The organism is Shewanella sairae, assembly GCF_023283535.1.
Classification (GTDB): domain Bacteria; phylum Pseudomonadota; class Gammaproteobacteria; order Enterobacterales; family Shewanellaceae; genus Shewanella; species Shewanella sairae.
The window spans coordinates 1-10,981 of the sequence record NZ_JAKILT010000089.1 but is presented as its reverse complement, the minus strand read 5'-3'; the positions used below and the strand labels follow the sequence as shown (position 1 = coordinate 10,981).

The following is a 10,981-nucleotide window of genomic DNA, read 5'->3' as shown; positions in this document are numbered from 1 at the left end:
AACAGCAGATAAAATGTACGATACCAATGCCGTTTTCCAAACGTTGGACTCACACTCACCTAATGCAGAGATTATTATCCCGCCGAAAGACTATACTTTTGCAGACAATCGCCACCATTCCAAGCGAATGAGCAATTTAATAGAATGCTCAGCTGCTGGGATAATGAACTGGCAAAAACGACGGCATTATGGCCGGCGAAATGTATCTGAAACCGCGATGCAGAGGTACAAGAAATAATCGGCAATAAGCTTCACAGTCGAAAGCCAAAGAACCAAAGTCAAGAAATGTTATTAGGTTGTTCTATTTTAAATCGCTTCACTTACCTCGGTATGCCTAAATAGCTATCAAGTGGCCTGATCACATTCAAAGACAAAAGAGATTGAGCATTGCAACAAAGCCTCAGTTTGCTGATAGAACCGTAAAAGAGTGAACTCTAGCTCAAACTTTTAGGGAAGAGAGTGTGTAATCATAATTTTAATCGGATAATGTTAACCCAAATTAAATGAAAGAAAAATCAACATGGAACATTACACTCTTATATAACAGAGTGCATTTAGTTTAACGGCTATGAGCGCCTTAGCAGCACAAGTGGTTCTATTAAATCGTTATTCAGAGATAATAGACACTTGCTGTCCAACAATCTATTTAAGAGATATTTCGCGCTTATTTTTAATTACACAAGAGTATCAACCAGTCAACAACCTCTCGATACTCAACTCAAAACTTTCAAAGATACCAGTGTTAGAGTTAGTCGTATATTTTGCGACAACCTAGTGATACAGGGGGGAAACGTGGGTGGTTTTAATTAAAGCCCCTTTGTTTGTCTGGTTTGGGTAATTGCCCCTCCGCCACATGAAACGCAACACTTTGTACTTTATGCAGCGTTCAAATGCTGCATAAATATTTCATAAGATGAATACTAGCCTAGTAAAAATTTATATTTAATGCTGTTTAAGTGTTGTGACATAGTAGTCAAACGCCCCCTGAAGTGGTCAAGTTTTATTGGCCACTAACTTAGAATCTAATGCATATCTTTGCTCAGATTCATTTGGTGTTAGACCTGCATTGTAGTGATGTGGCCTAACGTTGTTGTAATATCTAATGATGTAATCATTGATGTGATGCTTTGCTTCAATAAAGCTGCGGTAGCCTGCAGTTGGTATCCATTCCACCTTAAGACTTCTGAAAAATCGCTCCATTGGGGCGTTATCCCAGCAATTACCACGTCGAGATAAGCTTTGTTTTATGCGATAGCGCCATAAGCGCTGTCGGTATTTTCGGCTTGTATAATGGCTACCTTGATCGCTATGGTATATCAATCCTTGCGGGCGACCACGGCACTCATACGCCATATCCAGCGCCTTTAGTGTCAATGTGGTATCCGGTGAATACGACATCGCCCAGCCGATAACCTTGCGGCCAAATAAATCTAAAACAACTGCCAAGTAGGCCCAACGGTTGCCAGTCCAAACGTAGGTTACATCGCCACACCAAACCGTGTTTGGCTCAACAACATCAAATTGTCTATTGAGTAAATGGGGGATGTCTGTGTATTCATTTCCTGATTTTTTATAGCGATGCTGTGGCTGCAATAGTTCTGGCTCCTGCTGAGCCTTCACTTTGCGCGTGTATATCCTTAACCTTTGTTTCCAAGAGAACTTGCGCTGTGTTCATTGTTCTATCGCGCTTAAGCCAGTAACGATAACTGCTACGGTGGACTTCAAATACATCACATGAAACTGAGATAGGATAACGCCCTGCTTGATGAATTTTCTCGATTATCGAGAACTGTTCAGTGAGTCCGACATCAAGAGAGCGGTAGCCTTTTTTAATATGTCTTTTTCCATTTCAATGCGCGCGATTTTTTTCTTTAACTCACGAATTTCAATCTGCTCAGATGTCATTGGCGAGGCATTGGGGGCTATGCCTCGACGCTCAAGCTTTAACTGTGACACCCATTTACTGACAGTTGATTTGCCAACGCCCATAGCTTTTGCTGCTTCCTCTTGTGTATAACCTTGATCAAGCACAAACTGTGCGGTTTCAAGCTTAATTGCAGCAGTATATGTTGCTCGTGTTTTATTCGTCATTTTGTCACCCAATGTATACGCCCTAAGCATAATATTTGTTTCTTAATGGATGGCCAAATTAACTATGCCACTTCACTCAGTTCGGATTTTAGCGCTGGCAACTCAAGTTCGAGCACCTGATTACGCGTATCAAACACCTGATTTTGCTGCAAGGCTTGTTGCAGTAGCCGTTTTAACGTGTCGATATCATCAGGTGTGTTAGTCATACTAAGGATTGTTTTTGTTGAGGACGCCCCTAGTTTGCCAGTCAAAAACGATCGCGCAATAGCAAAATGCGATCGAGTGACAGCTATCCCACATTTTTCCCTGTTAGCGGTTTATGGGCCAAGTTTTGCTGTAGTGGCAAGCCTGATAACAACCAGTTCAATTCTCGTTGAGTGATGGTTATGGTCCTAGCCTCAACTGCGGAGTTCGGCCATTTAAATCGACCGCGTTCAAGTCGGCCGTAGTAGAGCCAAAATCCATTAGTATCCCAAAACAAAATCTTGAGCTTATCACGCTGCCGGTTGCAGAAGATAAACCATGCTTGGCTAAGCGGGTTAAGCTCAAGCCCCTCAGCGACAATCATCGACAAACCATCAATGGATTTACGCATGTCAGTGGTGCCGGTCACCAAGTAGAGCCCTTTGTTCGGGGTCATAATGGTAGCACCTGCAAGTAATGCTGGATGAGCGTAAGCGGTAATTCGCAAGGAAGGCTGAGTTGGTACCCGTTTGGAGTGCTGATAGTGACGCACGGCGGGGCTGAATTATCAGCTTTATTGCTTACATGTTTGACGCAGTGCTGTTCAGGTATAACAGTGACAGGCACTAAGTTTGCTTGTAAATTTGAGGGAATAATATCGGCAGCCTCAAGTTGTTTCCGCCACAAGTAAAAGGTGGAGGTGTTGAGCTGGTGCTGTTTGCAGAAAGCCGTGACGGTGAGTTGGCTTTGTTCAAATTGGGTAAAAATGTCTTGCCAGTATTGTTGTTTGTTAATCAAGGATGGAGTCATAAGTTACCTCTTAAAGTTTGAGGTAGCTTGGCAAAAGTACGCTGTTATTGGAATGTGGGGTTAATTGGCCGCTTACGCACAAAACGATTTTGGGGCAGAAATTAGGTAGGAATAGGGGGAACCGGATTAGCTGTTACTAAGAGATTCTTTAATTTCTCGTTCTATTTCAGACCAGGACAACGAAGGTGTATCAATGCCCTCTTTTGCGTGAGCGTTCCAACCTCGAAGCCTGGGCAACTTGAGCCAAATGAATTCTTCATCAGTGATACCGGCCTTACTATAATAAGCTATTAACTCAGCATCAATACATTCCCCTTTCTTACCGCACAAGCCGTACACACCAGTATCATAGAGGAAATAGTTTTTAATTGGTTGGCAGTTATCACAGATATTTGGGTTTTGAATTGTATGATTCATATATAATTGTCGCCGCTATTGAATGGAAGCGTAACCAGACGCTTCCATTTGTAAAAATTATGTCCAGTCTAATCTACCATGCTTTCTCAACCATGTCAGAACGGTACTTCGACCTTGAATACTGTAGTGCTCCTGAGCTTGTTTATAGGTTAGTTAGCCTTTTTCTACCTGGCTGACAACGGCCAATTTAAAGCCTAACGTGTAGTCACGTTGTGTACGTTTACTGGGGATTACACCTGAGTGTTTCATAAATAAGTCTCCAAAGTGTCAACTTATTTCAGGATGGGACATTGGTTATCAGGATATACGCTGTTTATGGTTGACATGTTTACAGTTAAATATCTGAAAGAATATTGTTAAACAGCGCCTTCGGAAAGCGAAAGGAAAGATGCATCAATGTTTGGGTTGGAATGCTTGGGAATATGCCAAATCAATGCTTACTGGCGTTGAACTTTGGGTAATTATTAAGCAAGGGCAAATGAAAACCACTGAAAATATGACACAATGCGAACAAATTTACTCTTTAGCAACATAATTGGGTCTGAAAGATCCCGCCTCCTTAAAATATAATGGCAAGATCTTAGTTTGCGACAGAACCTGTATAAATTATTAATCCAAAGTTAACTCATCAATTTGTAACAGAACCAAATTTAGTGCCTTTTCAAGCTCTTCTAACTTAAATGGTTTAGTTAGAATGGCGACCGAACCTGCGGTTTTTACTTGATTAAGTAATTCAGAGTTCTGTTCGCTAGATATAAGTACGAAAGCAATACTGTTTTGGTATACATTTTTTACATATTCAATAAATTCTATGCCACAACCATCTTGAAAATACATGGAGCTAATTATAAGCTCTGGAATAAAATTACTTAAACTTTTCTTTGCGGCAAATATTGAATCAACATGCTCAATATTCACAACACCTATTGAATTTAATTGTTTACATATAAACAAGCTTTGAACTTTCGAGGCCTCAACTAAAAGCACTGATAAGTTCCTAACCATCCTTTCCACCTCTACCTCCTGATGAATCATCCCACGTTAATATGCATCCTTCGACTCGCTATAAATTACTGCTTGTTATTGAGTATTTAATATACATTCAGAAGATGTGCTAATTTATCTGTAACGGTCTCTGGCAATAACTTTTTATTGTATCCAATGTACATGAAGTAAGATAATTCTGGAACACCTAAAATTTTGTATAAGTTCTTTTTTTGTAAATGAGATTGAACCATCCCTAACGGCAGATAAGCACTACCTCCTTTATCTAAAATAAATTGCAAACCTAAATATCCAGACTCAGTTCTAAAGATTGGTGTCATCGAAGGGTGTCTTTTAGAGAAATCCATGAGGAAGTGATCTCCCCAATCAATAAATACATGCCGTTCTACAGAAGAATCATTACTTGTTGAAACCAGCACTAGAGTAACGCTTGATATTTTTTTGCAGAAAAAATCATCATGATAAACCCGGTTGAAGGAGAATACGATGCTTAATGTATTTAAAATCAATCCCTTTCTAATTTGATCATGATTTAAAACACTAACCGAGACGCAGCAAGCACTTAACCCTTCTGTAACACCCACTAATTTATGCTGAAAATCAGTGTGTAAAACATTTGGTGAGACGGCAATCTCAAGTTCAGTTGCTTCATGAGTATCATGAAGCAACTCTTTTTTTGTTTCCTCTAAAATAGACATAACTCTTGTTGCATATCCATAGAGCAATTCTCCTGAAGTGGTTAACGTTACCTGCCCACCTCCCCGATTGAGTAATGTTCTATTATAATACTGCTCCAATAGTTTTATTCTTGAACTAACAGCAGCTTGTGTTAAATGCAAGCTATCAGCTGCTCGACCAAAATGCCTATACTTACTAACTTCTATAAAGGTTTTAAATAGTTTGTAGTCCATAATTATATACAGTCAATGCTCGTTTTTTGTGGCAAGCTAAAGTTTCACAACTCTAATGAGTTAAAAGTACGGATGATCTTAAGTAAACCAAACCATCAATAAATAGGAACGCTCCATAGTTTCACTTCTTCAATAAGCACCATTAAACAGCTACCTTCTATCAATACAGCCCCCCACTTTGACAAGGGGCCCTCAAGCCCAATCAATATCATACCGACCTATAATGCATATTGCGGGGTTCAGGATAACATTTTGCGGTAAGCGATGCTCTGGAAATTAAGGAATATGTATTCTTTTTTAATATAGGTATTGTTAATAACAACCAATTTATTTGGTCGCGACATAGATTGTCAATCTATTTATTTATGCCTGAATAAAAAATTCTTATTCCTCTATAAAATTATATAAGCTGCCAACTTGCGGCTTTAGATGTATCATACACAAAAATAACTCATTTAGCCCTTGCTAATTTAGGCGCTCCCTTGGTTAAACGGACATTATTTAATTGGGTAGAAGGGTGAAACGGACTTCAATTTATTTAAATGATCCATAGTCTCTTATTTTGGCTAGATAGGTAAACCCTCCATCACTCACTTTAGGGAGTGTTAACTTAACGGTTATTTTTAGATGCAAACTCCCTCCCATTTTTTTTCAAATGATTTTATTATCTTTAGTTTTTTACGTTATTTTAATCGAACCTTTCGAGAGGTGTTTTATGAAAAAATTACTATTTTTTGCTTTATGTTGTGGGGTACCTATATCGCATGCTGTTGCCGACGGTTCAGACAGCTTCTGGTATACCGGCGTTGATATTGGTCAAGGTTATTACGCTAATGGTGGTAACGATGCAGCTTATGATGCTGCGCGCCATCGTTTAGCCGGCGGTTTACATCTTGGTTATCAATTTAATCAGTACTTTTCTACTGAAATTGCTTACCAATACTTAGGAAAGGCGAAAGCCAGTTATAACCAAGGTGCTATCTCTGGTGATATTCAACAAGGCGTTGTTAGCGCACGCTTGGGCTATCCAGTGACTCAGAGTCTATACCCTTACCTGACAATGGGCGGTGCGGGATGGGTGAGCAATGTTGAAGGCCTAAATAATGTTGATAACGAGGGGTTTTCTCCGGTGTTTGGTGCGGGCCTATCTTATGCGTTAACGGATAATCTAGCTCTGCGCGCTGAATACCAGTTCACGCAATCATTAGGCGATACCGCAGCAGGCTTCACAGACCATCACCTTGCCACGGTTGGTGTGAGTTGGCGATTTGGTTTTACACCAAAGCCGACTCCTATCATTCAAGAAAAAATAGTGGAAGTGATTGTTGAGAAAGAAATTGCAAAGCCTATTGAAACTCAAACATTCATCGTATCAGGAACGGATGCAGCCGCTCTTTTTGCTCATAACGCCAGTCAATTAATCAGCACTAAGCCGCTTGAAAAAACGTTGGCTTTTCTCGTTCAATATCCTGATTCGATTATAACGATTACAGGGCATACAGATAACACTGGTTCTGAAAAATATAACCAGTGGATGTCAGAACGAAGAGCGCAATCTGTTGCAGACTTTTTTGTCGCTAAGGGAATTAATAAAGACAGAATTAACGTCTTTGGTAAAGGAGAACTGTCTCCTGTCGCAGATAATAAAACCGAGCAAGGTCGCGCAATGAACCGACGGGTGGAAATGGTTGTTCAGCCATTTGAAATTAAGTCCCCTGCTGTAATATGACGAATGTATTTTAAATGACGCAAATGAGAAATATCGCGTCGGAGATGAAAATAATGAAAACAACACTATTAACAAAGAGCTTAATTGGCACATCGTTAATGTTTGCGCTTATCGGATGCGGAGATGATACGGGATATTTAGATAAACCGGCACCGCCCACTCCGCCACCAACATCATTAGTCGCTGCACCGTTAACATTAAAAATGAAAGTTGATGAGCGTCGAACCGTTGATTTATCTGACTCTGTAACAGCACTTGATATCGCTGCTTGGACTGTATCCAGCGTAAATGACGCTGAAGGGCTTGGCCGTGTAGAAAATATTCAGGCTCATACCTTTGATTATGAAGCATTAGCCGCTGGAGTGACATCACTACACTACACCGTAAAAGGTGGTGGGGAAACGGCGTCTTCTGAAGTATTGGTCGCCGTGCATGGTGATATGACCGGGGATAATATTGCTCCAGTTGCTCTCAATGTCACTGAAAAGACAAAAAACAACAAAAATCTGGGTATCGACTTAACCAAATTTATCAGTGATGCCGATGGTGATTCACTGAAAATCAGCCATGTTGTCAGCAGCTCAGGTCGTTTCATTGGCACAGAAGATGGCATCGTCACCTTTAAGCCTGATGGCTTTGTGGGCGTTGACTCTGCAGCATACAGTGTAGAGGATAGTCATGGCGGTTACGATATCGCGTATATTGTGGTGACTAGTGAAGATGCTAATCCTACAAAACCTAATACAGCGCCTACAGCAAAAGACATTCATGCCAATATCAATTCAGTACTGACGCCAGTATGGAAAATTGACCTCGTTAAAAACAACATCAAAGACACCATTTTTGATGCTGACGGTGATAAACTGAGTATTGTTGAAATTTTCGACGGGAACGGTCGTGCAACCTTTAATGGCACAACTATCTCGTATACTCCAGGAAGTTTCACAGGTATAGACCAGTTTACCTATGTGATTAGCGATGGTAGAGAAGGATTTGCAACAGGCACTGTGACTTTGACCGTCAGTAACGGCTCCGACAGCAGCAATCAAATTCCAACAGCTTCGCCGCTGACGTTATCAAATGTAGATGACAGCGACACTCGACCTTTAGAAATTGACCTCAGTGACAATGTAAAAGACGCAGATGGTGATACGTTACGACTCGTATCGGTTATCGGCGCGAATGGTAATGCGCAATTGGTTGCAAACAGTCCATTACAAGTCAGCTACACCATCCCTAACCCACCGCAAGGATTGAAAGACACCTTTGCTTACGTTGTGACAGATGGTAAGGGTGGTTATGCCATGAGCACTGTGACTGTTGAGATGGTAACAGGCAACCCTAACGCCCCAGAGACCGTAATTGCGAATTTAAAAACAGAATTCACTAAATCGTTAACAATTAATCTCGCTGACTATATTTCTGACGCAGAAACGTCAGATAACAATTTAACCGTTTCGAATCTACGAATTAATAACGTACCTTCTAGTCACAAAGCGAAAGCGACATTAACAGGTCAAGTCGTGACTTATGTGCCAAACAGCTTTATCGGTGCAGACATATTAACCTACACCGTGTCAGACGGTGAACACGAGACACTAGGGGTTATCGCCATTACCTCTTATAAACCTAGTGCAGGCGCAGCGCACAGTTTTACTGCGGGACATATTACACAGTCGTTTGACCTTGGGGCTGGAGTAACTGGCGGGTCTTTAAATTGGCAGGACAAAATTACTGGTGCGGCAGCTGGAGATATTGCCTCTGTAACAGCAATTGGCGCAAGATTAGGAACGGTTACGGTTAATCCCGCTACAAACGCGTTGAATTATACCGCAGCGTCTGGCAAATACGGTACTGACCAGTTCATTTATAAGCTGACAGATAAACACAGTCCCGCTCATGAAGCGGTAGGGCTTGTTACGGTTGACATTACTCCGCCTGAAGCGCCTGAAATCACAGAGTTGACGATAGAGGGAACACCAACTATTGGTGGAGTTCTGACCGCTAACGTGACCTGTGCTCGCTGCGATGACACCAAGTATCAATACAGGTGGGTGATAAATGGATTAGTGACTGGTACGGATAAAACTTACACCTATCGCGCAGAGAATGTGGGCTTTAATGTTAGGCTCGAGGTCGTAGGGATGGATGCGTATGGCCGATTGGTAAAGAAAGGTACAACTTATGCCATGACTCCAAGACTAGCTAAGCAAGTCGTTTATACATTTGACTTAAAAAACACAGGTATTTTGTATAATACAGGAGTATTCAAGACATTTGGAACTGCTCCCGGTGTTGCTAATCGCGAGGTGAATAACATAAAAGAAGTTATTCCTGATAGCACAGGATTTATTTTAATTGATAATAATAATGACATCTCGGCTTTTGGTGGCACAGGTTCCCCTACAACTGCAGATAAAGGAAACGCATCAAAAGTTGTAAGAACTGGAAATTCTAACGCAGTCCTTAGAACTGATAACAGTGTTTTCGCATGGGGTTCTTACGACAAAGGGGGTAACATTCCATCAAACGTTGAGCCTTATACAACAGCAGAGGCAAACGTAAAGTCAATTGTAAACTCATTTTGGGGGTTTGCGGTTTTAAATGCTAATGGTGATGTTGCTTCGTGGGGCTACGACTTCTACGACCAGACAGCAACACCAGATGACAACCCTGAATTAAGAGGAATAAAACAGATTTTAAGTGATGGACACACTTGGCTCGGCATCAAGAATAATGGTTCAATTGTACGTTGGGGGTCATCTTTTGATAACTCCGATTATGAACTATTTAATGATGTAAAAGATGGGTTTACAGATGTAACATCCCTTACATGGGGGGCTAGAATTTACATCGGCCTAAATAAAGACGGCAGCGCTGTTAGTTGGGGAGATAAGGCTGATGGTGCGGGTGGTAACAAGGAGGCATTAACCTCTGGTGTTGCCGAAGTTGCTGCGCTAGATGCCGCTTTGATAGCTAGAAAGTCAAATGGTGAATTTTATGCGTGGGGGAACATTGGGGATATAACTATTAGTTTGCCACAAAATGATGTTAAAAAATTTGTAGAGAATAACTATGCTATAGCTACATTAACTAATTCTGGTGCAGTATCAACATTAGGTAATTCTCGTTACGGAGCCGACAGTTCAACCGTTTCAGAGCATCTATCTTCAGGAGTTATTGATATTATTCCTGGAACTTATGGCTTTGTAGCGCTGAAAGGTAATGGCACAGCTGTAACTTGGGGGGTGTTTGATAACCCACCTCCATCACCAGTAATTACAGATGTGATATCCGTCGAACGAGTCTGGGGAGTATTTTTTGCTCACAAAAAGGATGGTTCAATTGTTTCATGGGGCTCTAATCGACTTCAGGCAGTAAGCGAGATCGAGGCTGCACTTAAGTTCAGTTTCGAACAAATAATGTAAATTAATATTGTATTTTAGCCCCGCATTTAGCGGGGCTTAATTAGATGGTCCGCCTCACCCCTAAGCTAACCTTAGGGTTAGGCAATCAAAGAGGCGAACCATCATGTCTACTATTAAAGTAATTGGGATCGATTTAGGCAAATCTTCTTTTCATCTTGTTGCTCATGACTATCATGGTCGAGAGCTATTTCGAAAGCACTTATCTCGTGCAAAACTTATTGAGTTTTTAGCTCAAACACCCGCAACAATCATAGCCATGGAGTCATGTGGCGGCTCACATTGGCTCGCTCGAAAGTGCCAATCCCTAGGGCACCAAGTAAAGCTCATTCCTCCGCAGTACGTAAAGCCTTACGTCAAAACCAATAAAAATGATTACATCGATGCTGATGCAATAGCGGAAGCATCAA

At 41.1% G+C, this 10,981-nt stretch carries 10 protein-coding genes and 3 pseudogenes; 5 read left to right on the top strand and 8 right to left on the bottom strand.

Annotated features, from left to right (window positions below; translation table 11 throughout):
- Positions 1-238 (top strand): annotated as a pseudogene (locus L2748_RS22120) (hypothetical protein); the annotation flags it as partial.
- A gap of 755 nt (positions 239-993) precedes the next feature.
- Here the strand turns inward: L2748_RS22120 and L2748_RS22115 are convergent.
- From L2748_RS22115 to L2748_RS22090, 6 genes and pseudogenes are all read right to left on the bottom strand, one after another.
- Positions 994-2,091 (bottom strand): annotated as a pseudogene (locus L2748_RS22115) (IS3 family transposase).
- Between the two features lie 62 nt (positions 2,092-2,153).
- Positions 2,154-2,297: a hypothetical protein gene (locus L2748_RS22110; protein WP_220783138.1), complete on the bottom strand. Its 144-nt coding sequence runs from the start codon at positions 2,295-2,297 to the stop codon at positions 2,154-2,156.
- A gap of 83 nt (positions 2,298-2,380) precedes the next feature.
- On the bottom strand, positions 2,381-2,731 hold the full coding sequence (gene tnpB, locus L2748_RS22105; RefSeq protein WP_220783137.1) for an IS66 family insertion sequence element accessory protein TnpB: 351 nt from the start codon (positions 2,729-2,731) through the stop codon (positions 2,381-2,383).
- Complete coding sequence (gene tnpA, locus L2748_RS22100) at positions 2,728-3,084, bottom strand: IS66 family insertion sequence element accessory protein TnpA (RefSeq protein WP_220783136.1); 357 nt, start codon at positions 3,082-3,084, stop codon at positions 2,728-2,730. The genes tnpB and tnpA overlap by 4 nt, the downstream gene beginning before the upstream one ends.
- Before the next feature lie 126 nt (positions 3,085-3,210).
- Entirely contained in the window at positions 3,211-3,501 is a 291-nt protein-coding gene (locus tag L2748_RS22095; protein WP_220783135.1) for a hypothetical protein, read from the bottom strand.
- Between the two features lie 60 nt (positions 3,502-3,561).
- Positions 3,562-3,750 (bottom strand): annotated as a pseudogene (locus L2748_RS22090) (IS3 family transposase); the annotation flags it as partial.
- A gap of 139 nt (positions 3,751-3,889) precedes the next feature.
- Between L2748_RS22090 and L2748_RS24665 the strand changes: the two are divergent.
- Positions 3,890-4,036: a hypothetical protein gene (locus L2748_RS24665; protein ID WP_220783133.1), complete on the top strand. Its 147-nt coding sequence runs from the start codon at positions 3,890-3,892 to the stop codon at positions 4,034-4,036.
- Positions 4,037-4,110: 74 nt separating this feature from the next.
- Here L2748_RS24665 and L2748_RS22080 read toward each other — a convergent pair whose 3' ends face one another.
- Together L2748_RS22080 and L2748_RS22075 are read right to left on the bottom strand one after the other, a co-directional pair.
- Positions 4,111-4,506, bottom strand: a complete 396-nt coding sequence (locus L2748_RS22080; RefSeq protein ID WP_246616273.1) for a response regulator — start codon at positions 4,504-4,506, stop codon at positions 4,111-4,113.
- 86 nt (positions 4,507-4,592) lie between these two features.
- Complete coding sequence (locus tag L2748_RS22075) at positions 4,593-5,417, bottom strand: LysR family transcriptional regulator (protein ID WP_220783131.1); 825 nt, start codon at positions 5,415-5,417, stop codon at positions 4,593-4,595.
- 715 nt (positions 5,418-6,132) lie between these two features.
- Here L2748_RS22075 and L2748_RS22070 point away from each other — a divergent pair.
- The 3 genes from L2748_RS22070 to L2748_RS22060 all read left to right on the top strand — a co-directional run.
- On the top strand, positions 6,133-7,146 hold the full coding sequence (locus L2748_RS22070) for an OmpA family protein (RefSeq protein ID WP_220783130.1): 1,014 nt from the start codon (positions 6,133-6,135) through the stop codon (positions 7,144-7,146).
- Positions 7,147-7,199: 53 nt separating this feature from the next.
- Positions 7,200-10,574, top strand: a complete 3,375-nt coding sequence (locus L2748_RS22065; RefSeq protein WP_220783129.1) for an Ig-like domain-containing protein — start codon at positions 7,200-7,202, stop codon at positions 10,572-10,574.
- A gap of 103 nt (positions 10,575-10,677) precedes the next feature.
- Positions 10,678-10,981: IS110 family transposase (locus tag L2748_RS22060; RefSeq protein ID WP_248957753.1), on the top strand; the 304-nt coding region annotated here is incomplete at its 3' end.